Annotated in this window: 25 protein-coding genes; 12 read left to right on the top strand and 13 right to left on the bottom strand. The window is 66.6% G+C overall.

Features of this window, described 5'->3' with window-relative positions; translation table 11 throughout:
• Positions 1-101 precede the first annotated feature (101 nt).
• Positions 102-1031, top strand: a complete 930-nt coding sequence (locus WS45_RS25935; protein ID WP_059702389.1) for a 2-hydroxyacid dehydrogenase — start codon at positions 102-104, stop codon at positions 1029-1031.
• Positions 1032-1321: 290 nt separating this feature from the next.
• On the opposite strand, the gene WS45_RS25930 is transcribed toward WS45_RS25935, so the two are convergent.
• Positions 1322-3268, bottom strand: a complete 1947-nt coding sequence (locus WS45_RS25930; RefSeq protein ID WP_059702387.1) for a Xaa-Pro dipeptidyl-peptidase — start codon at positions 3266-3268, stop codon at positions 1322-1324.
• Positions 3269-3570: 302 nt separating this feature from the next.
• Here WS45_RS25930 and WS45_RS35260 point away from each other — a divergent pair, with 302 nt between their 5' ends.
• The gene (locus tag WS45_RS35260) at positions 3571-3873 is read left to right on the top strand and encodes a hypothetical protein (protein WP_156437277.1); all 303 of its coding nucleotides are present in this window, start codon (positions 3571-3573) and stop codon (positions 3871-3873) included.
• 12 nt (positions 3874-3885) lie between these two features.
• Here WS45_RS35260 and WS45_RS25925 read toward each other — a convergent pair whose 3' ends face one another.
• Positions 3886-4224, bottom strand: a complete 339-nt coding sequence (locus WS45_RS25925; protein ID WP_044844401.1) for a helix-turn-helix domain-containing protein — start codon at positions 4222-4224, stop codon at positions 3886-3888.
• A 78-nt stretch (positions 4225-4302) separates the two neighbouring features.
• Between WS45_RS25925 and WS45_RS25920 the strand changes: the two genes are divergently transcribed.
• Together WS45_RS25920 and WS45_RS25915 are read left to right on the top strand one after the other, a co-directional pair.
• Positions 4303-5208 (top strand): hypothetical protein, encoded by a 906-nt coding sequence (locus WS45_RS25920; RefSeq protein ID WP_059702385.1) that lies wholly within the window; start codon positions 4303-4305, stop codon positions 5206-5208.
• A 281-nt stretch (positions 5209-5489) separates the two neighbouring features.
• Entirely contained in the window at positions 5490-5720 is a 231-nt protein-coding gene (locus WS45_RS25915; RefSeq protein ID WP_059534347.1) for a hypothetical protein, read from the top strand.
• A 64-nt stretch (positions 5721-5784) separates the two neighbouring features.
• On the opposite strand, the gene WS45_RS25910 is transcribed toward WS45_RS25915, so the two are convergent.
• The 4 genes from WS45_RS25910 to WS45_RS25895 all read right to left on the bottom strand — a co-directional run bounded on the left by WS45_RS25910 (position 5785) and on the right by WS45_RS25895 (position 9177).
• Positions 5785-6633, bottom strand: a complete 849-nt coding sequence (locus WS45_RS25910) for an alpha/beta hydrolase (protein ID WP_179950395.1) — start codon at positions 6631-6633, stop codon at positions 5785-5787.
• 146 nt (positions 6634-6779) lie between these two features.
• A complete protein-coding gene (locus WS45_RS25905; protein WP_059702382.1) occupies positions 6780-7511 on the bottom strand; it encodes an alpha/beta fold hydrolase in 732 nt (243 codons plus the stop codon).
• Positions 7508-8314, bottom strand: coding sequence for a DinB family protein (locus WS45_RS25900; protein WP_059702381.1), 807 nt, complete (start codon positions 8312-8314; stop codon positions 7508-7510). Before WS45_RS25900 ends, WS45_RS25905 begins: the two co-directional genes overlap by 4 nt.
• Positions 8315-8406: 92 nt before the next feature.
• On the bottom strand, positions 8407-9177 hold the full coding sequence (locus tag WS45_RS25895; protein WP_059702446.1) for an alpha/beta hydrolase: 771 nt from the start codon (positions 9175-9177) through the stop codon (positions 8407-8409).
• A 182-nt stretch (positions 9178-9359) separates the two neighbouring features.
• Between WS45_RS25895 and WS45_RS25890 the strand changes: the two genes are divergently transcribed.
• The gene (locus WS45_RS25890) at positions 9360-9956 is read left to right on the top strand and encodes a TetR/AcrR family transcriptional regulator (protein ID WP_059702379.1); all 597 of its coding nucleotides are present in this window, start codon (positions 9360-9362) and stop codon (positions 9954-9956) included.
• 68 nt (positions 9957-10024) lie between these two features.
• On the opposite strand, the gene WS45_RS25885 is transcribed toward WS45_RS25890, so the two are convergent.
• Positions 10025-10456, bottom strand: coding sequence for a YciI family protein (locus WS45_RS25885; RefSeq protein ID WP_059534128.1), 432 nt, complete (start codon positions 10454-10456; stop codon positions 10025-10027).
• A gap of 206 nt (positions 10457-10662) precedes the next feature.
• On the opposite strand from WS45_RS25885, the gene WS45_RS25880 reads away from it, so the two are divergent.
• Entirely contained in the window at positions 10663-10893 is a 231-nt protein-coding gene (locus tag WS45_RS25880) for a hypothetical protein (protein WP_059534130.1), read from the top strand.
• Between the two features lie 43 nt (positions 10894-10936).
• On the opposite strand, the gene WS45_RS25875 is transcribed toward WS45_RS25880, so the two are convergent.
• The 3 genes from WS45_RS25875 to WS45_RS25865 all read right to left on the bottom strand — a co-directional run bounded on the left by WS45_RS25875 (position 10937) and on the right by WS45_RS25865 (position 13508).
• Entirely contained in the window at positions 10937-11638 is a 702-nt protein-coding gene (locus WS45_RS25875; protein WP_059702376.1) for an MBL fold metallo-hydrolase, read from the bottom strand.
• Between the two features lie 149 nt (positions 11639-11787).
• Complete coding sequence (locus WS45_RS25870) at positions 11788-12558, bottom strand: ABC transporter permease (RefSeq protein WP_059534134.1); 771 nt, start codon at positions 12556-12558, stop codon at positions 11788-11790.
• A 5-nt stretch (positions 12559-12563) separates the two neighbouring features.
• Positions 12564-13508 carry an ABC transporter ATP-binding protein gene (locus tag WS45_RS25865; RefSeq protein ID WP_059702375.1) on the bottom strand — a complete coding sequence of 315 codons (945 nt, stop codon included), beginning with the start codon at positions 13506-13508 and terminating at the stop codon, positions 12564-12566.
• 429 nt (positions 13509-13937) lie between these two features.
• Here WS45_RS25865 and WS45_RS25860 point away from each other — a divergent pair, with 429 nt between their 5' ends.
• From WS45_RS25860 to WS45_RS25835, 6 genes are all read left to right on the top strand, one after another.
• Positions 13938-14234 (top strand): cupin domain-containing protein, encoded by a 297-nt coding sequence (locus WS45_RS25860; RefSeq protein ID WP_059534137.1) that lies wholly within the window; start codon positions 13938-13940, stop codon positions 14232-14234.
• A gap of 627 nt (positions 14235-14861) precedes the next feature.
• Positions 14862-16475: a DUF2957 domain-containing protein gene (locus WS45_RS25855; RefSeq protein WP_059534139.1), complete on the top strand. Its 1614-nt coding sequence runs from the start codon at positions 14862-14864 to the stop codon at positions 16473-16475.
• Positions 16476-16549: 74 nt separating this feature from the next.
• Positions 16550-17803 carry a DUF2957 domain-containing protein gene (locus WS45_RS25850; protein ID WP_059702374.1) on the top strand — a complete coding sequence of 418 codons (1254 nt, stop codon included), beginning with the start codon at positions 16550-16552 and terminating at the stop codon, positions 17801-17803.
• Positions 17804-17877: 74 nt separating this feature from the next.
• The gene (locus WS45_RS25845) at positions 17878-18702 is read left to right on the top strand and encodes an OmpW/AlkL family protein (RefSeq protein WP_059702373.1); all 825 of its coding nucleotides are present in this window, start codon (positions 17878-17880) and stop codon (positions 18700-18702) included.
• A 123-nt stretch (positions 18703-18825) separates the two neighbouring features.
• Complete coding sequence (locus tag WS45_RS25840; RefSeq protein WP_059534146.1) at positions 18826-19329, top strand: hypothetical protein; 504 nt, start codon at positions 18826-18828, stop codon at positions 19327-19329.
• Between the two features lie 222 nt (positions 19330-19551).
• Positions 19552-20661, top strand: coding sequence for a hypothetical protein (locus WS45_RS25835; protein WP_059702372.1), 1110 nt, complete (start codon positions 19552-19554; stop codon positions 20659-20661).
• A gap of 77 nt (positions 20662-20738) precedes the next feature.
• Here WS45_RS25835 and betA read toward each other — a convergent pair whose 3' ends face one another.
• The 3 genes from betA to betI are packed head-to-tail and all read right to left on the bottom strand — an operon-like array spanning position 20739 to position 24548.
• A complete protein-coding gene (gene betA / locus WS45_RS25830) occupies positions 20739-22439 on the bottom strand; it encodes a choline dehydrogenase (protein ID WP_059534150.1) in 1701 nt (566 codons plus the stop codon).
• Between the two features lie 22 nt (positions 22440-22461).
• Positions 22462-23931 carry a betaine-aldehyde dehydrogenase gene (betB, locus tag WS45_RS25825; RefSeq protein WP_059692017.1) on the bottom strand — a complete coding sequence of 490 codons (1470 nt, stop codon included), beginning with the start codon at positions 23929-23931 and terminating at the stop codon, positions 22462-22464.
• A gap of 32 nt (positions 23932-23963) precedes the next feature.
• Positions 23964-24548: a transcriptional regulator BetI gene (betI, locus tag WS45_RS25820; RefSeq protein ID WP_059534154.1), complete on the bottom strand. Its 585-nt coding sequence runs from the start codon at positions 24546-24548 to the stop codon at positions 23964-23966.
• Between the last annotated feature and the right edge of the window lie 151 nt (positions 24549-24699).

Raw genomic sequence — 24699 nt, 5'->3', positions numbered from 1 at the left:
CATGTGAGGCGGCACGTCCACAGCGCGCGTGGGGGTAACCCGCACGCGTCACGCGCCGTTGTTACACTGGAACGCATTCCCGCCTGTGGACATTTGCTGACATGAAGCCTGAGCTGCTGGTCCTTATCGCGCTGCGCGACGACGCGCAGCGCCAGATCGCCGCGTCATACGACGTCCATCATGCACCGACCGCCGATGAACGCGCGCGCGCGATCGCCGAACACGGCAGCACGATCCGCGCGGTGTTGACCAACGGCAGCACGGGCCTCACTGCCGCCGAAATCGATCGTCTGCCGCAGCTCACGTTCGTCAGCGCGCTCGGCGCGGGCTACGAGCACATCGATGTCGCGCATGCGAAGGCACGCGGCATCACCGTGGCGACGGGCGCGGGCACCAACGACGATTGCGTCGCCGATCATGCGTTCGCGCTGCTGCTGGCGGCGGTGCGCAACGTCGTGCAACTCGATGCGAACACCCGCGCCGGCGTATGGCGCGACGCGCTGCAGATGCCGCCGAACGTGTCGGGCAAGAAGCTCGGCATCGTCGGGCTCGGCAAGATCGGCGAGAAATGCGCGCGGCGCGCGGCCGGCTTCGACATCGAGATCGGTTATCACAACCGTTCCACGAAGGATGTTCCGCATCGCTATTTCGACCGTGTCGATGCGCTCGCGCAATGGGCCGATTTCCTGATCGTCGCGACGCCGGGCGGCGCGGGCACGCGTCATCTGATCGATCGCACGGTGCTCGACGCGCTCGGCCCCGGCGGCTTTCTCGTGAACGTGTCGCGCGGCAGCGTTGTCGATACCGCTGCTTTGGCGGATGCGCTGCGCGAGCGGCGCATCGCGGGCGCCGGGCTCGACGTGTACGAAGGCGAGCCGGAGCCGCCGCGCGCGCTCACGGCGCTCGACAATATCGTGCTGACGCCGCACATGGGCGGCTGGTCGCCGGAGGCGCTCGATCGTTCGGTTCAGCAGTTTCTGGACAACGCCGCCCGGCATTTCGCGGGGGAGCCAGTGCTGACGCCGGTGTGAGCGGGGCGGCGCCGGGTGCGGAAGGTGAAAGGGGTGAAAGGCGCACTGGCACGAAGTTGAACCGGCCCCGCCAACAAGAGAAAAAAATTGCGTCGCGGCCGCGAATTCAGTGCTGTGAAATGCGCGTCAGCATGGCTGACGCGATCGCGTTGCCGATGAAGAACGGCGCCGTGCGACGGTGAAGCAAAGTCGCACGGCGCCTTCGATACGTATCACTCGGCGTCACGCGCATGCGATCGGGAGCGATCGCATGCGCATGGCGGTCAGTCGTGCCGATCGACCGCGCCGGCTCAGGACGAAACCAGCGGCACCGTCACGGACGTGCCGGCCGGATCGAGCGCGAGCCCCGTGCCCGGTGTCGGCCGCAGCGTCGCCTCGTTGTCGCTCGACAGCACGACGAGGCCGAGCTTGTGACCCGCTTCGAGCTTGTAGTCGCGCGGCATGAACGTCAGCTTCAGGTCATACGGCATCCCCGGCAGCACGGGCTGCGAGAACCAGTCCGACACGCGATTGCGCGGATCGGTCCATGCCCGCGTGACGATCGTTGCCGAGCCGTCCGGTGCGCGGTCGACCAGCAATGCCGTCACGTTCGCGACGCCGGTGAAGGTCAGCCGCACGCGTGCGGTCGCGGTGCCCGACAGGCGCGTCGCGGCCGCGAACGGCGCCGTTTCGAAGCGGCTGCGATGCTCGCCGGTCGCGGCGTTCGCCAGCGTGAGCGCGGGGATCGACGCATCGTCGGTGAAGCGCGCGAGCGGACCGCCGCTCGGCAGCCGCAACAGCGTGCCGGTGCCCGTGCCGTCGCCGCCCGCGAAGTACGCGACCGGCGTGGCGTGCCGCGCGGCCCAGTCGGCTTCCTTCAGCAGGGTGCCGTCGGCCTGCTCGACCACCGCGCGCGAATCGCGTTCGACGCCGTTGTCGACGCCGATCAGGTAGCGCGTGAACCAGCGGTTCACTTCGGCGGTCCATGCATCGGCCATCGCCGGCACGCGGGTCGGGTCGGTGTGCTTCAGGCGGTGCAGCCACAGCTGCGTCGGCACGCCCTGACGCCGCATCGCCAGATACCACGACGTCGACTGGTCGACGCGCACGTTGTCGTCGGTCAGCCCCTGCGCGACGAGGGCCGGCGCGACCGCCTGTGCGGTCGGAATGTCGCGTGCGGCCCAGAACGACGAATAGTCGCCCGTCTTGCGGTCTTCCTGCTGCAATGCCTCGTCGATCAGGTGCGTGCAGCGCTCCGGATGCGCGTTGGTCAGCAGCGCCTTGATGTAGACGTCGACGTCCTCGCCCTGATAGCCCTCCGGCGCGCGTACGAGCCCGCCCGAGCGGTAATAGCCGTACATGTTCGACAGGCCGGCGATCGGCACGATCGCGTCGAGCCCGCGCGTGCGCAGGCTCGCGACCATCTTCGGCAGCGTGCCGTCGTACGACACGCCGTACATGCCGACGTGACCCGTCGACCAGTTCGCGACGACCGGCTTGCCGCTCGCATCCTTCGCGGCGGCATCGTGGCCGAGCCAGCGGATCACCGACGCCATCGCGACGGATTCGTCGCGCGTGAGGATCGTCGGGCAGCCGTCGGAACCGGCGGTGCCGAGCGAATCCGCATACACGATCGTGAAGCCGCGCGGAATGAAGTAGCCCTCGATCCACGAACGGCCGGCCGCGGCCGCCTCGAGCTGCTGCAGCATGCGCGTTTGCGGCGCCGCGGCCATGATGCGCGCGGAGGCGCCGGTGGCTGCCGCGGCCGCAGTGGCGGCCGGATACGGGGTGCCGTCGAGTTCGACGTCGACGTCGTGGTTCGGGCTGTCGGCGAGCCCTGCATAGTACGGGCTTGCGAGCACGATGACCGGCGTGCGTGCGCCGTTGGCGGTTTCCGACGGACGCACGATGCGCACGTGAATGCGGTCGCGCGTGCCGTCGCCGTCGGAGTCGACCGGCGTGTCGACCCACGCGTTTTCCTCGATCGTGCCGCCGGATAGCGACGGCTGTACCTGACCGTTGGCGATCACCGGCTTGTAGCGCCCGCCGCTGGCGGGATTCGCGTACGGGACGCCGGACGGCGACACGCGCCCTTGCGCATTGTCGCCCTGCTGATCCTGGTTTTGCCCTTGACCTTGCGCGAGCGCGGACACGCCCGCCACGCTGCCGCCGTCATCTCCGCCGCACGCGGCGAGCGTCGCGGCTGCAACGAGCGCGGGTAGCCATGCGCGGCGCGATCTTCTGAAATGAAATTGCATTGCCGACCTCGTTCTTTTGATTGTGTGAATACGACCGTTCCGCGATACGCCCCCTGCGGGCCGGGCCGATTACTGCATGCGACGACAAGAAAACCGCACCATCGGGACAACGCCGGGCGACATGTGCCCGCTGGAAAACAGCGGCTTCGTACGGCACGTCATGCAGGACTGCAAAGTAAATGTGCGCATGCCGCGCGTCCTTCCAGGTGAGACGGAACGACATCATTCGATGAGACGGGGATGTTGCGAGCTGCGGTGCTGCGCTGCGGAAAAACACGACGCGACGCGCGTGCGGCGACGGAATGAAACGGATCGGCGGTTTCGGCCGCGCCGCGCATCGTGATGGCTTGCCGGTTCGCGTTTGCTTTCCGGAAGCTTGCGCAAAAGTTATCTCAGTGAAAACGGCGTGTCAAACTTTTTTAACTGTGAGTAAAAAATATCTGAAGCGCCATCGATGCGGCGCGTGGAGTGTGCTGGCGGTGCGTGTGTTCGGCGATGCGCCGGCTGGCGATTCGCGCCGCATCGGCCGATGCAAAACGGGCGATGACGAATCGTCTTCGCCATCGCCCGCTCGCTCGTGCTTTCAGCCTTCGTTCCATTCATGAACGCCGGTGAGGTCACCCGTCGTCGGCCTTCGCCTGCAGATCCTTCAACCCCTGAATCACGACCAGCAGCGCGCGCCCGTGCTCGTCGGAGCCGTCCCAGGCGTCGACGATCGCGTCGCGCAGCAGGTCGTTGTACCGGCGGCGCGCCGGGCCGGTATCGACGCCATAGAAACTGCATAGCTTGTTGAATGGCGCGCTGCGTCGCAGCCGGTGCCCGTTCGATAGCCGAAGGCGCGACACGGTCGGCTGGCTGACGCCGGAAAGCCGCGCAATTTCGCTGGACGAGCGTGTGTCCGCCATCAGACGGCGTAACAGGTCTTGTACAGGAAAATCGTGGTCCGGGGCTTCCATGCGATGCATTATACCTATACAGTTACGGTTGTTGAATGGGCTTGCTGTCACCAGCGAGGCTGTATACCGAGAAAGTTGATGACACTGAAACACCTCCCTCCCACGTTCTGCTGGACGAAGATCGGTACCGAGTCCGGCGAGGAACTGCCGACCGTCGTGCTCCGCAAGGAATGGGAGCGCCGGCTCGGGGGCGGGCGTTTTCTGTGGGGGATCAACCAGCCGCTCGGCAGCAGCGCGCAAGTCGCCGCGCATCGCACGGGCTCGCTGCTTGCGCTGTTTTCGCCGGTCGCGTCGCGCGCGCGGCCGGGCGAGCGCAGGCGCGAGGACGCGCTGCTGTGGAATGCATGGGTCGACGCCAGCGGCCAGGTGCGGCCGCTGCCGCCGCACACGTTCATCGCGAGCCGCTCGACGCTGCCGTCGGGCCGGCGGCGCGAACAGCACTACGCACTCGTCTGCGCATCGTCCACCGCACTGACGGTCGGCACGCAACTGCGCGTATTTCCCGATCACCTGCGCAGCGTGAGCACGGGCAAGCCGCTCGGCGTCGCGCAGGGCGCGGCCGTGGTCGACTGCATCGGGCGCGCGAAGGAACAAACCGGCAAGAGCTATCCGCTCGCGCTGTCGGTCGAGCTTGAGGCGCCGTATTTCGTGCGGCTCGCGCAGCCGTGCGTGTTGAAGGCGCGCGATCTTGCCGAGGTGAACAAGGCGACGCGCGCCGGCGATTTCGATCGCTTCGTCGAGCTGGTCGCGCGCTTGCGCGGCCGTTCGCCGACGGATGCTGTGCGCGGCGTCACGCGCGACCTGTTCGACGTGCCGCCGATCGAAACGGCGGCCGCCTACGTCGCGCCCACGCATGGCGCGCGACTGCGCAGCCGGCCCACGGCGGAGCATCCGCGCGAGCTCACCGGCGATCTGTTCGATCTGTCGCCCGGCGAAGCGGCCGCGTTCGGTGGTCTCGCGCATCCGCGCATCGGGCGCGCATGACGTTCTCGCCGCGCATGTGCGGCGCGTGACGCGAAGCAGGATCGCTGAATGTGCGTGCAACGATACGCATGCATGTGGCCGCCATCCCGGCGTGCGCAAGAATTTGTTGCAATCTCGCCGTAGCGGATCGGCAAGCGTCGCGCGACAATCGCCACGAAGCGTGCCGCGCGGTCGCGCGTATGTCGACAGGCTGCTCGACGTCGTTCACGCCGCCGACATGCGCACCACGTACGGTGGTGCGTCGGCTTGCTTCACGCTGCAATCCTGAGGGGGAAGTGTCGATGTCGACCCACATCTGTTCGCGGGAAGCCCAGGCGGCTCAACGTTTCGTCGAAGCGACGCGCAACGTCGATCAGGCGTTTCGCGCCGTGCGCGGCGAAAGCGACGACGACGTTTCGTCGGCCGAATATGCGCGTGCGATGTCGCGCCTCGATCGCGCGCTCGACGAACTGGCGCGTGCGCAGGAGTGCTTCGATCGCGTGGTGAGTGCCGACGCGGCGCACGGCAACTGAACTCGATTCGCGGCTTCCACTTCCACTTTCACTTCTGCTTATGCCGAGTCGCGCCGACCGGATGCTACGCGTAGCCGCCGTGCTGGAACGACGTCGCGAAGAACTGCATCTGGTAGCGGATCGCGTGCGCCCAGTAGTCCCATGTATGTCCGCCCGGACGCTCCGCATAGTCGTGCGGCACGCCGAGCGCGACGAGTCGTTGATGCAGCGTGCGGTTCGAGCCGACGAACGAGTCGTCGCGGCCGCAGTCGATCGTCAGGTCCAGATGCGCGCGGACGAACGCGCGCGCGTTTTCGACGATCGCGTTGCGGTTCCAGAATGACGGATGGCGGCCGGGGTCGCCGAATACGTGGTCGATGCCCGGTTCGTCCTCGCAGCAGCGCGGATCGACCGCGCCGCTGATGCTGCCGACCGCGCCGAAGGTTTCGGCCCGGTCGAGCGCGATGCGCAGCGCGCCGAAGCCGCCCATGCTGAGCCCGGTGATGGCGCGCGCGCCCTTGGTCGCGATCGTTCTGAAGTGCATGTCGACATACGACACGACTTCGTCGCCGACGAAGGTTTCGTAGCGGCTGCCCGAATCGAACGGGCTGTCGATGTACCAGCTTTCGTGCCCGCCGTCGGGCATCACGAGGATCACGCGGTAGCGATCGGCCAACGCGGCGATGTGCGTGTTCGCGGTCCAGTCGGTGTGGTCGCCGCCGGAACCGTGCAACAGGTAGACGACCGGAAAGCGCTCGACGCCGCGTTCCGGGCCGTGGCGCAGGCGTGCGTAGTCGTCGGGCAGCACGACGGTCGCCTTCAGCGTCTGGTTCATCGCGGCACTCGGAATCGCGACGACCCGCGCCTGATAAGCGAGGGCCGGGCCCGCGGCAGCGAGCAGCAGCAGTAGCCAGAACGCGCGGATCAGGTTCATGGAGCCTCGCATGTGTCGTTTCCGTTCGGCAGTCGGGCATCGGGAAAACCCTGTTTGGCGACTCTAGCAACCGTGCCTTTCAGCCAAATTTCGGCGAATCCTACGAGTTGTCAGGTGGCGGGCGCGCAGTCCGGCGGCCGCGCGCGTCAGCCGAGACAGCGCGTCAGCGTCTCCCGGAACGCGGCGGGCCGCTCGGCCGGCATCAGGTGCCCGCAGCCGGCGATCGTTTCGAAGCCGGCACAGCGCGCGAGCGCCCAATCCGGCACGTGCCAGCCCGCACGCGAGCGTTCACCCGCGACGAGCCACACCGGATGGCGCTCGAATACGTCGGCGAGCGCCTGCAGATATTCGGGTTCGCCCGTCGTCGCGACAACCGAGCATCCCATCGCGCGCAGCGTCGACGCCGGCTGATGTGCGAGCCAGCGGTGTGCATCGACGAGCTGGCGTGGCGACGGATCGTCGATCGAGCCGCGCAACCAACCGAACGGATTGCCGCGCAGGCCGTCGAGCATCGCGTCGGCTTGCGCGGCCGACATGCGACTGACCGACGCCGACCAGAACGCATCGTCGAGCGTGAAGTTGCCTTCGACGTTGACGATCCGGCGCACGCGCGCTGGATGCGCATGGGCGAACAGCATCGCGATCGCGCCGCCGACGGAGTGACCGACGATATCGACCGGCTGCGCGCCGAAGTGGGCGTCGATGGCCTGCCGCAGATGCTCGACCTGCGCGGCGAGCGTGATCGCGTCGAACGGCGCGTCGCGATGGATGCCGTAGCCGAGCAGGTCGGGGGCGAGATGCGGGCCGGGCCATTCGGGCACGTCGAGCGTGCCGATGAAACCGTGGACGAAGACGACGGGCGGGGTGGGCGGGCTCATTGGGCGGTTGACGACGGAAGGGGCGGCAATTCGAGTTCGGCGAGCAGTTCGTCGAGTTCGAGCACGTGCGTGCGATCGTGGTCGAGCAGTTCGCGCACGAGTTCGTCGAGCGACATCCGGCGGATGCCGTCGCGCAGCCCGCAGCGCTGGAGTTCGGACGGTTGTAGCGCGGCGGCCGTCGCGCACAGCGCGGCGCGCCCGGTGCGGAATGCGGCAAGCGCGTCGTCGAGCGGCTGTGCGAGGTAATCGCGCTGCGCGGCGAGTGCCGTCCCGTCGACGGAGGCGATCACCGGCAGTTCGTGCGCACGCACGACTTCGATGCGTTCGGCGAACACCGCGTCGAGGTCGCGCAGGTGGCATGCATGCTCGACGAGCGAGAAGCCCGTGCCGGCGGGGCGGCGCGTGATCAGCGCGGCGGGAACGTGCGCGGTATACGCGGCGACCCGGTCGGGCATCGCGGCCAGCGCGGCGACGACGTCGGCGAACGGCAACACCAGCGGAAACGCGCTGAATACCGCGCCGTAGCTGAACAGCGCGCCGCCGATCCGGCCGCGCGCCTGCACGACGTCGTGCCCGTGGCGGCGCATCACGTCGGCGACCATCGCGCCGCAGAACTGTCGGGCGGTCGTATCGGCTTCGATTTCGGGGAATTTGTGCGCGATTTCGTGCTGGATCGCGCCGATCGCGGCGACGCCGACTCGCGACAGCGCCGCGAATTCGACATAGCGTCCGGGTTGCGTAATCAGCGCTTCGAGCTGCGCGCCGAGGGGTGTCGCGCGAAAACGGTCGAAACGAGAATGCATGATGGAAATCGCTTTTCGGTCATGTAACGTGTCAAAACGATACGTTACATGACCGAAAGCGTCAACCGGCGCGCTTCGGGCAATGCGCTGCATTACTCCTTGCCGGTACCCCTGGCAGCCTGTTCGATCAGCTTCGCGACTTCAGCGGGATGCGAGATGTAGGCGACGTGGCTCGACTTGAGTTCGATCGTCTTGCTGCCGGCGCGTTGCGTCATGAAGCGTTCGAGCTCGGGGTTGATCGCGCGGTCCGCGGTGGCGACCACCGCCCAGCTCGGTTTGGTCCGCCATGCGGCGTGCGTGATCGGCACACCGAACGACTGCGCCGCCGGCGTCACTTGCGAGATCGCCATGAATTTCGCTTCGGCGGCCGGCACGTCGGCCGCGAAGTCGGCATGGAACGACGCTTCGTCGAAATACAGGTGGCCGTCTTCGGTCGCCTTGATCGCTTTTGTCGCGGGCGGCGTCTTCTTCGTCAGCTCGAGCGGGCTTTCGCCGGTGTCGGGCTGGAATGCCGCCACGTAGACGAGGCCCGCGACCTTGTCGTCGTTGCCAGCTTCGGTGATCACCGCACCGCCGTAGCTGTGGCCGACGAGGATGCTCGGGCCGTCCTGCGCGTCGACGACGCGCCGGGTTGCCTTCACGTCGTCGTCGAACGACGTTTCCGGCTGCTGCACGACGGAAACCTTGTAGCCATCACGCGTCAGGATGTTCGAGACGGCTTGCCAGCCCGAGCCGTCGGCGAAGTAGCCATGAACCAGCACGACGTTCTTGACGGGGGCGGCGACGGCCGCGTGCGAGCCGAGTGCGGCGGCGGTCAAGGCGAATGCCGCGGCGATCCGGCGGACTTGGGAAAAGTGCTTCATTTTCATTCTCCAGAAGGAAGACAGGGTGGGAACCGTCGAATATCGACAGGCGTCTTGTTCTGTCGATGAATGCATCCTACTAGTAGGTAGGGTAATCTTCAAGGAAAAATCGCGGCTGGAAAAGAGTATCTCAGGGAGGTAAACTATCCGTGTTTCTTCATCCGACTAGATGGTAGATAGATATGACGGTATCTGGGGACAGCACGGCGGGCCGCATTCTCGAAGCCGGGCGGCAACTGATCATGCGGCGCGGCTACAGCGGGTTCAGTTATGCCGATATCGCCGACGCGATTGACATCCGGAAGGCGAGCATTCACCACCACTTTCCGACGAAGGCGGATCTGGCGGTCGCCGTACTTCAGCAGTCGCAGGCGAAATTCGATGCCGATATGGCATTACTCGACGCGAGCGGTGCCGACGCGCTGGTGCAGATGCGCGCATACATCGGCTATTGGGAACGCTGCATCGCGGACGACAGCGCGCCGTTCTGCGTCGCCGGCATGCTCGGTGCGGAGTTGCCGGCGCTGCCCGAGGAAGTCGCGCGAGCGGTGAGGGCGCATTTCGACGACCTTGCCGCATGGCTGGTGCGCGTGCTCGACACGGGGGTGAAAGATGGCGTGGTGCTGCCGGGCGTGTCGGTGCAGACCGAGGCCGCGACGTTCGTGTCGTTGGTCTATGGCGCGATGCTTGCCGCGCGGGCGTACGGCAATGCCGGGATGTTCAGGGACGTGACCGGTGGGGCGGTCGAGCGGCTCGCGGCGCCGCGCAACCGCGCGTGAGCCGCGTTCGCGTCGGCGGGTAGGGGCGGCGCCCGGCGCTCATGCGGAGCCGCCTGACGCCGCACGGCTTACGTGCGCTTGCCTGCCTCGGCTTGCGCGCTCAGCGTCGCTTTCAGCGCCTGCAGTTCGGCCGTGAATGCCGGGCTGAAGTCCTCGGCTTCCAACAGCGGGCGGATTTCGATGTCGGAGTCACCGGGCATCGGATTCGGGCAGCGCTTCACCCATTCGATCGCTTCTTCCATCGATTTCACACGCCACAGCCAGAAGCCGGCAACGAGTTCCTTCGTTTCGGCGAACGGGCCGTCGATGACGGTGCGGTTCTTGCCGGCAAAGTGGACGCGCTTGCCGCGCATGCTCGGGTGCAACCCGTCGGCGGCCAGCAGGATGCCGGCCTTCGCCAGCTCCTCGTTGAAGCGGCTCATCGCGGCGATCATTTCAGGGTCGGGCATCCGGCCGGATTCGGAATCGGCGGTGGCTTTGACGATTACCAGGACGCGCATTGCGGTTCCTCCTCGGTTCGCAACGTGGGGTCTGCGGGACGGCCATGTCGGAAGGCCGGCCCGTGCTTGCAATGGTACGACGGGCGACGCAACGCAAAATCGACATCGGCGTGAAAAAAAGCCGTTGCACCGCTGACGGGCATGCTGGCCGACCCCCTCGTCAAAACTGGTATGCTGATCCTCACGACGTTCACGCGGAGGGTGCCATGGCTGCTAAAGAAGTCTCGAAGAAGAAATACCTGAAGATTCTGAACAAGCGTTTGCGTGCCGAGCCGGCAGCGCCGGACGGCGCGTCGTTCGTGTTTTTCCCGCTGGGTGCGAAAGCGAAGCATGCGACGGGCATCGTGTCCGGCGATGCGCGCAGCAAGCGCGAACTCGCAGTGATGGCCGCGGTCCAGCGCAAGGCGGCCGAAGAGTTCGTCGTCACCGGCGCCTGACCGGCCCCGTTTCCACCACGGTTTGTGCCGCCGCCTGCGTACGCTACGCGGTGGCGGTTTCGCAATACGCGATCACACCGGCGATCACGCGCGCAATATCGTGCGTGATCGCCGGGCCGTGCATCGGCAGGATGATGTCGAGATCGAGCGCCTGGATGCGGCGCAGCGCGCTCGCCAGGTGCGCGAGCGACGGCAGGTAGTCCGAGCGCGTGATCGCGTCGAGGATCGCCGGCAGCGGGTCGTCGGTCTCCTCCCTGCCGAAGCGCATCAGGATGTCCGACGACAGCAGTGCCTTGTACGCCGGTAGATACACGACGAGCGCGTCCCACTGATGCACGTGCTTCGTGAAGACCGGCACGACGTCGATGCCCGACAGCGTCGTCGGCTCGCCGTCCTTCAACGGAATCGCGCGTACGCCGAACACGTCGGCGAGCCCCCATGTACACATCGGATGTCCGTACGCGACGAGCGCCGGGTTGGCCGCGAGGAAGTCGGGCAGCGCGCCCATTTCGTCGGCCTCGAAGTGCGGGACGATCACGTTGCTGACCATCGACGGCGCGATGCCGACGGTGTCGAGCGCCGCGCTCAGTTGCGTGAAGTTGGAGCGCGTGCCCGTTTCGACGCACAGCACGTCGCCGTGCGACGATCGTACGAAGAACTGGCTGAAGCTCAGGTTCAGCGTGTCGACGTAGGACGTGGCGCGAAACAGGCCGTCGCGGACGGCGTCGATTCGGGAGGCGCTCATCGGGGATCCTCGCGCAGGGAAGGGGGCGGGCGCCGCGCCGCCCGCCACCGCGCGTTGCGGTGCGGCAGACGGCGGCAGTCGATCTTCCGATCCAGTCTAGCAGCGCCGCTCCGGATCCGCGAACCGGGGCAACCCCGTGGCGGGCCGCGTCAGTTCTTCAGCTTGTAGCCGGTGCGGAACATCCACGCGACGATCGCGAGCAGGATCGCGAGGAACAGCGAGGTGGCCGCGAGGCTGATCCCCACATGCACGTCGGCCAGCCCGTAGAACGACCAACGGAAGCCGCTGATCAGATAGACGATCGGGTTGAACAGCGTGACGATGCGCCATGCGGGCGGCAGCATGTCGACCGAATAGAAGCTGCCGCCGAGGAACGTGAGCGGCGTGATGATCAGGAGCGGCACGAGCTGCAGCTTCTCGAAGCTGTCGGCCCAGATGCCGATCACGAAGCCGAACAGGCTGAAGGTGATCGACGTCAGCACGAGGAACAGCACCATCCAGAACGGATGCAGGATGTGCAGCGGCACGAACAGGCCGGCCGTCGCGAGGATGATCAACCCGAGCAGCAACGACTTCGACGCGGCCGCACCCACGTACGCGATCACGATCTCCCAGTACGACACGGGCGCGGACAATATCTCGTAGATCGTGCCCGTGAAGCGCGGGAAGTAGATGCCGAACGATGCGTTCGAGATGCTCTGCGACAGCAGCGACAGCATCACGAGGCCCGGCACGATGAACGACCCGTAGCCGATCCCGTTCACGTCGCTGATGCGCGAGCCGATCGCCGAGCCGAACACGACGAAGTACAGCGACGTCGAGATCACCGGCGCGATGATGCTCTGCATCAGCGTGCGGCGCGTGCGGGCCATTTCGGCGCGGTAGATCGCGCGGATGCCGTGGAAATTCCAGTTCGCCATGTGCGTTAGGCCCCTTGTGTGCCGTTGCGGCGGTTGTCGATCAGGCTGACGAAAATGTCCTCGAGCGAGCTCTGTGTCGTATGCAGGTCGCGAAAGCCGATGCCGGCCGAGCCGAGCGCGTTGATCAGCTTCGCGATGCTCGCGTCGTCGCGCTGCGAGTCGTAGGTGTAGACGAGCGCGGCGCCGTCGTCCGCGCGTTCGAGCCCGAACGCGGCGAGCTCGTCCGGCACGGTCGCGAGCGGATGCTCGAGCTGCACCGTCAGCTGCTTCTTGCCGAGCTTGCGCATCAGCTCGCGCTTCTCTTCGACGAGCACGAGCTCGCCGCCGAGGATGATGCCGATCCGGTCGGCCATTTCCTCGGCTTCCTCGATGTAGTGCGTGGTCAGCAGGATCGTCACGCCGCTTTCGCGCAGCGAGTCGACCAGCTTCCACATGTCGCGGCGCAACTCGACGTCGACGCCGGCCGTCGGTTCGTCGAGGAACAGGATGCGCGGCTCGTGCGACAGCGCCTTCGCGATCATCACGCGGCGCTTCATGCCGCCCGAGAGCGTCATCAGCTTGTTGTCGCGCTTTTCCCACAGCGACAGCGCCTTCAGCGTCTTCTCGATGTGCGCGGGATCGGGCGCCTTGCCGAACAGGCCGCGGCTGAACGACACGGTCGCCCAGACGGTTTCGAACGCGTCGGTCGTCAGCTCCTGCGGCACGAGGCCGATCATTTCGCGGGCGGCGCGGTATTGATCGCGGATGTCGTGCCCGCCGACCGTCACGCGGCCTTCGGTCGGCGTGACGATGCCGCAGATCGAGCCGATCAGCGTGGTCTTGCCCGCGCCGTTCGGCCCGAGCAGCGCGAAGATCTCGCCGGGGCGGATGTCGAGGGTCACGTGCTTCAGCGCCTGGAAGCCGGACGCGTAAGTCTTGGAGAGGTCGGAGACGGAAAGGATCGGTTGCATGCTCACGGATGGCACGGCCGGTCGGTTCGACGCTGCGCGCCGCGCGTGCCCGGCGCCGCCGCTGCGAAGCGGCCGGTGTCGAGCGCGGCATGGCGAACGGGCGTCATGTCGAACGGCGTTGTGGTGCGGGATCGCAGGACCGCCATATTAGCAATCGGAAGATGGAAATGCATTTCGACGCAAAGGACGTGCGATGCGGGTGCCGGATTTGCGGCAAATGTGTGTGAGTCATTCAATAAAGCGATGCTTTATTTGAATCGGGCGAACAATGCGTGCGGTTTTCGGGCAATCGGACAATGATCGCGCTTGCGCGCGGCGGCGTGGCGGACAGCAGGCCGACTGTGCCGCCCGAACGCCGTCGCGCCGTACCGGGACGGCGTGCGCCGCGCTCGCGATAATGCGTTCCTTTCACGTCGCGGAGCGAAGCGTATGTCTTTGATCGATTTCAAGTCCGTCGCGGCCGCGCAGGCCGTTGCATGGAAATCCACGATCGTCGGCGAAGTCGGGCCCGCCCGGATCAAGGTGCTGCGCATGGACGCGCAGCCGTACGAAGCGGAAGTGCACGACTACAACGAAGGGCTGCTGGTGCTCGACGGCAGGCTGATGCTCGAGGTCGACGCGAAGACGGTCGTCGTCGAGGCCGGGCAGATGTACCTCGCGGTCGCCGGCTTGCGCCACGCGGTGCTGCCGGGCAGTCACGGCACGCTCGCGATCATCGACGTGTGAGCTTGCGCCGCGGCATGCGTGCGGTCGCCGAAGGCCCGCACGCCGGGCCTTGCACGAGGTCGACCGCCGACATTCAAACGCGCGTTATACAGCTCGGGTATTTGTCTGAGCAAATAAATTGAAGGCTGTTTGAAAAACTGTCAAATACCATGCTCGCACTAGGATCGCGCGGTTCGGCACGTTTGGAACTCTGCATCCATTTACTTGTGCGTAGCGTCCGCTCATAGTCTCGACAAACGACGCATCACGATAACGAATCAAGCGTACGTACGGAGACCAATACATGAGACGCCTATCCGAGGGCCTTGTCGCATCGCCGTTTTCCTGCTTTTCGCCGGATGCGGGCACGACGTGCATCGCGTGCTGCCTGCGTCATCGCATCGCGTTGTCGCTGTAGCGACGCACCACATTCCATTTCGATTTCCCCGATGGCGCCGTGCCGCATGACGGCGGCGCCGGATAGCGCTTGCCTGCCGCGTCGGTCCTGATCGCATTCGCGTGACCGGCGACGCGGCGCGCATTGCGCGCATCGTCATGCGCCGCGCGTCGTCGCGACGGCGCGATACCAACCGGCGGGCCACGCAGCCCGTCCGGGCGAGACCTGTCTTACCTCACAAGGAGGGGTTGATGCTTTGCATTCCTGATTGGCGGAAGGCGATCCTGTCGTGCGCCGTGCTGGCGCTGCCGTTCGTTGCCGGTTGCGGCGGCGGCGACGATCCGGGCCCGATCAACGTGCCGCAGTGCTCGGGCAGCGCATGCGGGCCGAGCGGCGCGGAAACGACACCGCCCGTCGTGACGAAGCTGTGCCCGGATTCGCTCGACTACACGACGACCTACACGGGGGGCGCCGGCAGCGGCGAATACGTGAAGGTGAAGTTCGACACGACGAAGCTCACCTACCAGATGCAGTTCATCGAATCGTCGGTGCCGACGTCGGCGGGGCAGGTCAACGACACGCGCGCGGGCCTGACGATCAGTGGCGCATTCCACCATCCGACCAATCTGCCGACCGCCGAGCAGAACCGCTGCGCGTTCGTGCTCGACAGCGGCGCGACGAGCGACGGCGCGTATGCGGTGACGATCAATCGCGCGGATCCGCCGATGCTGTTCGTCGGCAACGGGGTGGTCGGCGGCGGGATTCCGGGTGCGACGATCGCGTTCGCCGGTCTCGAGCCGTTCCCCGGCGTCGTGCTCGGTACCGTGCCGTCGCGCACCTTCGATTTCTATCCGTTCATCGGCTTCACCGACACCGAAACCGACTTCTCGAAGGTCGCCGGGAATTACAACGAACTCGGCATTCACCTGTCGCCGGTCGGCGGCAGCGCGCAGAGCAGCACGGGGGCGGTCGGCTGGCAACCCGACGTCGTCAACTGGAACCAGACGTTCAATGCCGACGGCTCGTGCACCATCACGGCAGGCAGCGACTACTCGTGCCAGACCACCGGAACGCCGTGGGCGTTGCGCAAGAACGCGGACGGTTCGTCCGACAACGTGTTCGTGAGCCATCCGCTGGCGAACGCGGGCGGCAGCCTCATCTATCCGTTCGCGGGGCAGGGCTCGGCAATCGTCATCGTCGCGCCGAGTCAGGCGAAGGGCATCATGATCGTCGGCAAGCTGAACGGCGTGCTGGTGCCGGTCGTGATTCGCGTGGGCTACACGCATATCGACGCGAGCAACCTGCTGGCGTCGGTCGCCGATGCCGAGGTCGGGATCTCGATGCTGTCGCGGACCACGGCCGTCGCGGCCAATTCGTTGAAGGGCGGTTTCATCGGCGCAACGAGCGCATCGGCGTGCGGTGTCGTGGCGCCCAGCACAGCGACGTTCGCGATCGCGACGGCGGGGCCGAGCTTCAACAACAACATCCCGCATCCGGATCTGCCCGGCACCTTCGACGGCACCTTCTTCCTGGCACAGGCCGGCAGTTGCAACGACGGTACCGCCGTATCGACGATGGCCGCGAACTACACGTCGACGCTGTTCCAGGGCGCCACCGCGGCGTTCATCGACCCGCAGACGTCGTCGGTCACGTCGCAGTTCGCGCTCGACTACACGCAGGCCACGCCCGGCAAGATCAAGGTCACGGCTTCGCAGGACTTCAACGCGAAGGGGGCGAACGGCAACGTGGCGATCTTCAGCAAGGGCGACACCGGCTGGCTCGTGACGGCCGGGAACATCTACGCGATGGTCGTCAACAACAACAAGGTCAACCCGTTCTTCACGGTCGGCGCGTTCGTCCAGTAACGGCGGCACACCGAACACGGAACACCGGCGGCGCACGCGTCGCCGCCGGCGAATCGAAATTCAAGAGGATTCCTATGAATGTGAAGCATTGGATGGCCGCGGCGTCGCTCGCGCCCGTGCTGGTCGCGTGCGGTGGCGACGGCGACCCACCGCCCGCGCCGGTGGTCCGGCTGTGCCCGCAGACGATCGACTACAACACGGTGTTCATCGGCGGATCCGGCTCGGGCGAGCTCGTGAAGGTGCAGCTCGACACGACGAAGATGACGTACCGGATGACCTACCTCGCATCGCCGGTGCCGACGACCACCGGCACGGTGCAGCCGACGCGCGACAAGGCACCGGCCAACGTTGTCGACGGCACGCTGGCCGACGAAACCGGCTTGCCGACCATGAAGCTGAACCAGTGCACGTTCCGGATGCAGAACGCGAGCCTCGACCCGAGCCGGCCGGCGCGCCTGTTCCTCGGTGAAGGCGTGCTGGGTGGCGCGATTCCGGGCGCGACGATCCAGTTCGACGGCGTGATCGGCGTGGGCAAGATTCCGAAGACGACGTTCCCGTACTACCCGTTCATCAGTTTTTCGTCGCTCGAAACCGATCTGACGAAGATCGCCGGCACGTACAACCAGCTCGGCTACCACCAGGTGCCGTCGCAAAACTTCCAGCCGGTGGCGCTCGACCAGCAGGTGACGATCAACGCGGACGGCAGCTACGTCGAGACCGACAACTTCGGCAAGAAGAACGGCGGGCAGCCGCTCGCATCGAGCGCAACCGTGAACCAGCCGTTCACGCTGCGCCCGGATGCGCCGGCGTTCCAGTCGCTGAACTACCAGCCGCAGATTCCGCCGACGCTCGCCGCGCTCGATCCGGCGAAGGCCGGCAAGGGCATGCTGATCGTCGGCAAGCTGCGTAACCAGCTCGTGCCGGTCTTCATCCGCACGGGTGCCGCGAACGCGGACCTCACGCAGGGCCCGCCGAGCGCGGACGACGAGTCGGGCATCTCGTTCCTGAGTCCGCAGGCGGCCATCGCCCAAGGCTCGCAGAACGGCGAGTACACGGGTGTCGACAGCGCGTTCAACTACCGCGCGACCGCGCTCGTCGGTGCGCAGGCGACGCTGCTCGATCCGTTCAACGCGTCTCAGGCCGCGCTCACGCGCGCGCTGAACCTCGATTACACGCAGAAGGTGCCGGGCGTCGTGACGACCGTGCACGCGGACGCGGCGTCGGGGCCGGCGACCGGCAAATTCGTGTTCACGGGCGGCGTGTTCGGGTTCCTCGACATGGCCGATACGAGCAATCCGTACTTCACGGTCGGCGCGTTCGTGCAGTGATCACACGCGGATGGAGACACGGCGGCGTCGCGCATGGCTGCGCGGCGCTTCCGAAAGAACGAGGGGGAGACTCCATGAAGAAGCTGATTGTCGCGGGTGTCGTCGCAGGCGTGTCGACGCTCGCATCGGCCCAGCAGGCGGGCGACAACGTCGCGACGCTGGGCTGGCTGCACATCATGCCGCAGGATTCGACCAACGGGCTGACGACGAATCTCGCGAGCATGCCGATCAACGGGCCGCTGCGGCTGCCCGGGTCGTTCACGTCGCCGGGCACCAGCCTGACGGTCAACAACGCCGATACGGTCGGCCTCACGCTCACGCACTTCTTCACCGACCATATCGCGGTGACGTCGGTGCTCGGCGTGCCGCCCGAGTTCACGCTGACCGGGCACGGTGTGATCCGGCCACCGGGCCCGGCCGGTTCGCTCGGCAGCGTCAACATGGACAATCCGTCGAACCAGCCGGCCGTGAAGAATGCGCGGCAATGGAGCCCGACGATCATTCTGCAGTACTACTTCAATGCACCGACCGCGAAGTTCCGCCCGTTCGTCGGGATCGGCGTGGCCTACAGCTGGTTCAGCAACATCGAACTGAACGGCAACTTCGCGAAGGACATCAACGAGAACCTCGGCAGCGTGCTCGCGGCCGGCGCCGGCAAGCCGGGGCCGACGTCGGTGGAGGGTAAGGCCTCGTCGTCGTTCACGCCGGTCTACAACCTCGGCGCGAGCTATGCGATCGACAAGCACTGGGGGCTGACGGCGACATTGACCTACATGCCGCTGAAGACTTACTCGTCGCTCGTGATCAAGGCCGCCGACGGTTCGACGCTTGCGACCACGCGCACGCGGCTGAAGGCCGATCCGCTGATCACGTTCGTCGGGATCTCCTACAAGTTCTGAGCCGTCCGGCGTGCATTGCGCACGCCGGCGGCTTCCTGCGACCGAGCGGCCGGACCGATCCGGCCGGGGTGTCGCGTTCCTGGCGGCATGCCGCCATTTGTGAAGAGAGAGGGGGCAGTTCAAATGAGCATTCGCAAAATCGTATCGCTTGTTGCTGCAGTGGCATTCACCGCGGTTTCGGCCGCGCCTGCTTTCGCCGTGACCGTCTCGCGTGCCGACGGGCAGGCCATGAACCCGAACGGAGAGCCGTTCTCCGCGACGGGCCTCACGGTCCTGGCCAAGGGCTCGATCAATGCGACCTGCAACGCGACGTTCAACGGCACGATCTCCTCGACGGGCATCGTCAACATCACGTCGACGACGTTTACCGGCGCCGCGACGTGCGGCCTGATCAGCGGCAGCGCGACCAGCGCATCGCCGTGGACGGGCCAGGCCGACAGCACGACGCAACTGTCGATCAACAACGCGAAGGTGACCGTTTCGCTGCTCGGCGCCTGCGGGCCGAGCAAGGTCGTGACGACGTGGAGCGATCCGAACTCGTCGCTGACGTTCAACAACGCGGTGTTGACGCCGGACTGCACGGTCAGCGGCACGGTCGCCACGTCGCCGAAGTTCCACGTGCAGTAAGCGTCGCGCGATCGAGACCGGGCGCCCGCCAGGAACGAGGGCCGTGCAACGATGCGCGGCGGGTGTTCCGGTTTCGCGATGCATTCGTGTCGTCGCGCGTATCGGCGTGACGACCGGCCGGCCGCCTGCTTCGCGATCCGATGCGGGCGGCCATGCAGGGGCCGGTGCGATGCACCGTGCCGCCTGCTTCGAACGACATAAAACAATCATTCCGGACCACCCATGCTCACCGACCCAGCGAAGTATGGCGATGCCCGCGCTGCGACGCCCGACCGGCTGCGCACGGCCGCGTGGCTGCAATACCTGATCGAACACCTGAACGAAGCGGCGTGCGTGGCGACCGACGACGTCGGCGCGACGGCCGCCACTTCGACGCACGCGGCAAGCGTGCGTGCCGGCGCGAACCTGTCGCATGAAGCGATCGCCGTCCTGCACGAACTCGCGCCGTGGATTGCAACGGACGGCGGCGGTTGCGCGTGCGATGCGACCGATGCGTGCATGCACGTTCCCGACGCGCGGCAGCTCGCGCACGCGGAACGATGCTGCCCCGGATCGCGCGCGGCATTCGATGCGGCGCATGGTTTCATCGATGCGTGGGCCTTCGACGATCCGAACGACGGCTGGGCCGCGCTCGAGCGGATTGCCGGCGGCGTCGGACCCGGCAGCGACGAAGTCGACGGGCACGAAATGCGGGAGCGACTCGCGAACGGCGAGGCGCCGCCTGCGAAGAACCTGAGAGAACGACATGCGGCCGTCGCGGCGGCCTGCGTGGCGCCGTCGGCCGGGCCAGGGGCCGTCATCGACGCGATCGTGCTGCGCGTCTGCGGGCCGCGCGACGACGCAGCGCGCATCGACGAGATGGCCGCACTCGCGATGTTCTGCGCGGAGCTTGCCGCCGGCAAGGGGATGTCCTTCACCGCGTACGGCGGTCGGCACAATCTGGTTGCGCGCGCGATTCGTGAACGACGCACCGATCTCGCGTCGGTCGATGGACTGCTCGCGGCGGTGTCCGTGTGCCGGCTCGACCGGCTCGTCGGCGCGGGTAGTTTCTGGGCGTATTACCTGCTGGCGGGCATCGTGATCGCGGCGCCGGGCATGGTGCGCGAGTTCGCGCGCCGCTTTCATGGCGACGCGTGGCAGGCGTGGCTCGATGAAGCGCTCGCGTGGCCGGCGGTCGGCCGCTTCGGGATGAAGGAGGATGTCGCGTTCGAGCGCCTGAGCGGCGCGATGAGCTTGACGTCGCGATCGAATCCGATCGTGCGCGCGAAACGCGTGCGGCCGAGGGGGGCTGCGATCACGCGCTTCAGTATGGGTGGCGACAGCAGCCAATGAAATGAAAAGCGGCTCGCGGCGAGAACGCCGCGAGCCGTGCATGTCGCTGCTGCGCCCCGGGGAGGGCGCTTGCGCGGTTACGCCGTCTCCGGCTGCCTCACCGCCTTCGCGATATTGCGCGCCATCGCGCCGTTCGCGACGAAGTAAGGCACATCCACCCGCGCCAGCGGCGTGCGACCGCGAATCTTGTCGGCGATCTTCTCCGCGATCATGATCGTCGGCGCGTTCAGGTTGCCGGTCGTGATGATCGGCATGATCGATGCGTCGACCACGCGCAACCCTTCGAGCCCGTGCACGCGGCCTTCCTCGTCGACCACGGCCATGTCGTCGTAACCCATCTTGCACGAGCACGACGGATGGAACGCGGTTTCCGCGCGGGCCCGCACGAACGCGTCGAGTTCCTTGTCGGTCTTGCAGTCGGCACCCGGGTTCAGCTCGCGGCCGCGATAGCGGTCGAGCGCGGGCTGCCGCATGATCTCGCGCGTCGCGCGGATCGCATCGCGGAACTCGCGCCAGTCGAGCGATTCGGCCATGTAGTTGAACAGGATGCTCGGGTGATCGTTCGGATCGCGCGAGCGCAGTTTCACGCGGCCGCGGCTCGGCGAACGCATCGAGCCGACGTGCGCCTGGAAGCCGTGCATCTCGATCGCGTTCGAGCCGTTGTAGTTGATCGCGACGGGCAGGAAGTGATACTGGATGTTCGGCCACAGATCGTCGTCGCGCGTGCGGATGAAGCCGCCCGCCTCGAAGTGGTTGGTCGCACCGAGGCCGGTGCCGTTCAGCATCCATTCGAGGCCGATCTTCGGCTGGTTCCACCACTTGAGCGCCGGATACAGCGACACCGGCTCCTTGCACTCGTACTGGATGTACATCTCCAGGTGATCCTGCAGGTTCTGGCCGACGCCGGGCAGATCAAGCACGACGGGGATGTCGAGTTCCTTCAGCCACGCGCCGGGGCCGACGCCCGAGCGCTGCAGCAACTGCGGCGACGCGATCGCGCCGCTGCACACGAGCACTTCGCGGCGCGCATGCGCGGTCGCGCGCTCGCTGCCGCGCAGGTACGTGACGCCCGATGCGCGCTTGCCGTCGAACAGGATGCGGTCGGCGAGCGCATGCGTGACGATCTCGAGGTTCGGCCGCACCTTCGCCTGGTCGAGGTAGCCGCGCGCGGTGCTCGCGCGGCGGCCCTTCGGCGTGACGGTGCGGTCCATCGGGCCGAAGCCTTCCTGCTGATAGCCGTTCAGGTCGTCGGTGCGCGGATAGCCGGCCTGCACGCCCGCATCGACCATCGCCTCGAACAGCGGGTTCACGCCCGGCTTGCTGGTCGTGACCGACACGGGGCCGTCGCCGCCGTGATAGTCGTTCGGGCCGACGTCGCGCGTCTCGGCCTTCTTGAAGTACGGCAGGCAGTCGAGATACGTCCAGTTCTCGAGCCCCTTGTGCGTCGACCAGTTGTCGTAGTCGAGCGCGTTGCCGCGGATGTAGCACATCCCGTTGATCAGCGACGAGCCGCCGAGCCCCTTGCCGCGGCCGCATTCCATCCGGCGGTTGTCCATGTGCGGCTCGGGGTCGGTCTCGTAGGCCCAGTTGTAGCGACGGCCCTGCAGCGGATAGGCGAGTGCCGCCGGCATCTGCGTACGGAAGTCGAAGCGGTAGTCGGGGCCGCCCGCTTCGAGCAGCAGCACCGTGACGTTCGGATCTTCCGTCAGGCGCGTCGCGAGCACGTTGCCCGCGGAACCGGCGCCGCAGATGATGTAGTCGTATTCGCGTGTCGTCATGACGGTGTATCTCCTGTCGTTCTCAAAACACCGGGTTGTAGCGGCCGAGCTCGACCTGAACCGATTTGATTCGAGTGTAGTGTTCGAGCGTCGTGATGCCGTTCTCGCGTCCGACACCGGATTGCTTGTATCCGCCAACCGGCATCTCGGCCGGCGATTCGCCCCACGTGTTGATCCAGCAGATGCCGGCTTCGAGGCGGTGGATCGTGCGATGCGCGCGCGACAGGTTCTCGGTCACGACGCCGGCCGCGAGGCCGTAGTGCGTGTCGTTCGCGCGGGCAATCACTTCGTCCTCCGATTCAAAATCGAGGATGCTCATCACCGGCCCGAAAATTTCTTCGCGGACGATCTTCATGTCGTCGCGGCAGTCGCCGAACACGGTCGGCGCGACGTACTGGCCGTTGCCGAAGTGGCCGTCGGTCAGGCGCGTGCCGCCCGCGAGCAGCTTCGCGCCCTCGGCCTTGCCGCTCTCGATGAAGCCGAGCACCTTGTCGAGCTGCGCGGCCGACACGAGCGGGCCGAAGTTGGTGTCGGCATCGGTCGGCTTGCCGACGCGAATGCGCTTCACGCGTTCGAGCACCTTCTGCGTGAATGCATCCTTGACCGAGCTGTGCACGAACACGCGCGTGCCGTTGGTGCAGACCTGGCCCGAGCTGAAGAAGTTGGCGGTGACCGCGATGTCGGCGGCGCGGTCGAGGTCGGCATCGTCGAACACGATCAGCGGCGACTTGCCGCCGAGCTCCATCGTCACTTCCTTCAGCGACGATGCGCCAGCGAGCGACATCACCTTCTTGCCGGTCTCGACGCCGCCGGTGAACGACACCTTCGCGATGTCCGGATGGCCCGTCAGCAGCGCGCCGACCGAACCGTCGCCCTGCACGACGTTGAACACGCCGGCCGGCACGCCGGCTTCCGTATAGATTTCAGCGAGCTTCAGCGCGGTGAGCGGCGTGACTTCGCTCGGCTTGAACACCATCGCATTGCCGGCCGCGAGCGCGGGCGCCGTCTTCCAGCATGCGATCTGGATCGGGTAGTTCCATGCACCGATACCCGCGCACACGCCGAGCGGCTCGCGGCGCGTATACACGAACGACTCGGCGCGCAGCGGCACCTGCAGCCCCTCGATCGCGGTCGCGAGGCCCGCGTAGTACTCGATCACGTCCGCACCGGTGACGATGTCGACCGCGAGCGTCTCGCCGATCGGCTTGCCGGTGTCGCGCGTCTCGATCGCCGCGAGTTCGTCGTTGCGTTCGCGCAGCAGGTCGACCGCGCGGCGCAGGATCCGCGAGCGCTGCATCGCGGTCATCGCGGCCCATTCACGCTGGCCTTCCTGCGCCGATGCGACCGCGCGGTCGACGTCGGCCGCGCTCGCCTGCTGCACCTGCGCGAGCAGTTCGCCCGTGGCGGGATCGAAGGTATCGAAAGTCTTGCCGCTGGTGGCGTCGACGTAACCGCCGCCGATGTAGAGGCGCTGCAAACCGTATACGGACATGAGGATCTCCTTGAGGGCGACTGCGCGACGCGTCAGTCCGACGCGAGCAGCAGGTCGATGTAATTGTGGGCGAGCTTCAGTGCAGCCCGTGTGTCGATGGGGCCGCCGGCGAGCGCGCCGCGCAGCCACAGGCCGTCGATCAGCGCGGCGAGGCCGCTGGCGGCTTCCCGCGCCTTCGCGCGCGGCAACGCCTTCGCGAATTCCGCGCACAGATTCGAATGGAGGCGCCGCGTGTTGACGTGCTGCAGGCGCTTGAGCATCGCGTCGTGCATGCTCTGCGACCAGAACGCGAGCCAGGTCTTCATCACGGGCGCGCTGACCTGCGTGTCGTCGAAGTTCGCGGCGACGATCGCGCGCAGCCGGGAACGCGGGTCCTTGCGTGCCGCGACGCGGCGGCGCGTGGTGGCCGCCCACAGATCGCGCAGCACGTGCCGCATCGTGGCTTCGAGCAGGCCGTCCTTGTCGCCGAAGTAATGGCTGACGATACCCGTCGAGATGTTCGCGCGCTGCGCGACCGATGCGAGTGTCGTGCCGGGCAGGCCGGCCTCGTCGATCGAGCGCAGCGTCGCGTCGATCAACTGCGCGCGACGAATCTCCCGCATTCCGACTTTCGGCATCGCGACTCCCTTCGCCCGGACGGGCCGTTCCTGGAAGTCGAGAGCTTAGCGGTTTTTTATTGAACGTTCAATCAACAAAAAATAGGGGTCCGACGGGAAATCGCGTGATCGGCTTGAGGGGCAGATGCTGCTGCGACGATTGTGCAGGTGC

The sequence above is a fragment of the Burkholderia sp. RF2-non_BP3 genome, from assembly GCF_001522185.1.
In the GTDB taxonomy this organism is placed as follows: Bacteria; Pseudomonadota; Gammaproteobacteria; order Burkholderiales; family Burkholderiaceae; genus Burkholderia; species Burkholderia diffusa.
The sequence above is the reverse complement of the archived record's forward strand: the minus strand, read 5'-3'. Positions and strand labels throughout refer to the sequence as shown.

Bases quoted from the DNA above. Each gene is read 5' to 3' on its own strand.
- WS45_RS25935 (WP_059702389.1), top strand. From the start codon at position 102: ATGAAGCCTGAGCTGCTGGTCCTTATCGCGCTGCGCGACGACGCGCAG.
- WS45_RS25930 (WP_059702387.1), bottom strand. From the start codon at position 3,268: ATGCAATTTCATTTCAGAAGATCGCGCCGCGCATGGCTACCCGCGCTC.
- WS45_RS35260 (WP_156437277.1), top strand. From the start codon at position 3,571: ATGAAACGGATCGGCGGTTTCGGCCGCGCCGCGCATCGTGATGGCTTG.
- WS45_RS25925 (WP_044844401.1), bottom strand. From the start codon at position 4,224: ATGGAAGCCCCGGACCACGATTTTCCTGTACAAGACCTGTTACGCCGT.
- WS45_RS25920 (WP_059702385.1), top strand. From the start codon at position 4,303: ATGACACTGAAACACCTCCCTCCCACGTTCTGCTGGACGAAGATCGGT.
- WS45_RS25915 (WP_059534347.1), top strand. From the start codon at position 5,490: ATGTCGACCCACATCTGTTCGCGGGAAGCCCAGGCGGCTCAACGTTTC.
- WS45_RS25910 (WP_179950395.1), bottom strand. From the start codon at position 6,633: ATGAACCTGATCCGCGCGTTCTGGCTACTGCTGCTGCTCGCTGCCGCG.
- WS45_RS25905 (WP_059702382.1), bottom strand. From the start codon at position 7,511: ATGAGCCCGCCCACCCCGCCCGTCGTCTTCGTCCACGGTTTCATCGGC.
- WS45_RS25900 (WP_059702381.1), bottom strand. From the start codon at position 8,314: ATGCATTCTCGTTTCGACCGTTTTCGCGCGACACCCCTCGGCGCGCAG.
- WS45_RS25895 (WP_059702446.1), bottom strand. From the start codon at position 9,177: ATGAAGCACTTTTCCCAAGTCCGCCGGATCGCCGCGGCATTCGCCTTG.
- WS45_RS25890 (WP_059702379.1), top strand. From the start codon at position 9,360: ATGACGGTATCTGGGGACAGCACGGCGGGCCGCATTCTCGAAGCCGGG.
- WS45_RS25885 (WP_059534128.1), bottom strand. From the start codon at position 10,456: ATGCGCGTCCTGGTAATCGTCAAAGCCACCGCCGATTCCGAATCCGGC.
- WS45_RS25880 (WP_059534130.1), top strand. From the start codon at position 10,663: ATGGCTGCTAAAGAAGTCTCGAAGAAGAAATACCTGAAGATTCTGAAC.
- WS45_RS25875 (WP_059702376.1), bottom strand. From the start codon at position 11,638: ATGAGCGCCTCCCGAATCGACGCCGTCCGCGACGGCCTGTTTCGCGCC.
- WS45_RS25870 (WP_059534134.1), bottom strand. From the start codon at position 12,558: ATGGCGAACTGGAATTTCCACGGCATCCGCGCGATCTACCGCGCCGAA.
- WS45_RS25865 (WP_059702375.1), bottom strand. From the start codon at position 13,508: ATGCAACCGATCCTTTCCGTCTCCGACCTCTCCAAGACTTACGCGTCC.
- WS45_RS25860 (WP_059534137.1), top strand. From the start codon at position 13,938: ATGTCTTTGATCGATTTCAAGTCCGTCGCGGCCGCGCAGGCCGTTGCA.
- WS45_RS25855 (WP_059534139.1), top strand. From the start codon at position 14,862: ATGCTTTGCATTCCTGATTGGCGGAAGGCGATCCTGTCGTGCGCCGTG.
- WS45_RS25850 (WP_059702374.1), top strand. From the start codon at position 16,550: ATGAATGTGAAGCATTGGATGGCCGCGGCGTCGCTCGCGCCCGTGCTG.
- WS45_RS25845 (WP_059702373.1), top strand. From the start codon at position 17,878: ATGAAGAAGCTGATTGTCGCGGGTGTCGTCGCAGGCGTGTCGACGCTC.
- WS45_RS25840 (WP_059534146.1), top strand. From the start codon at position 18,826: ATGAGCATTCGCAAAATCGTATCGCTTGTTGCTGCAGTGGCATTCACC.
- WS45_RS25835 (WP_059702372.1), top strand. From the start codon at position 19,552: ATGCTCACCGACCCAGCGAAGTATGGCGATGCCCGCGCTGCGACGCCC.
- betA (WP_059534150.1), bottom strand. From the start codon at position 22,439: ATGACGACACGCGAATACGACTACATCATCTGCGGCGCCGGTTCCGCG.
- betB (WP_059692017.1), bottom strand. From the start codon at position 23,931: ATGTCCGTATACGGTTTGCAGCGCCTCTACATCGGCGGCGGTTACGTC.
- betI (WP_059534154.1), bottom strand. From the start codon at position 24,548: ATGCCGAAAGTCGGAATGCGGGAGATTCGTCGCGCGCAGTTGATCGAC.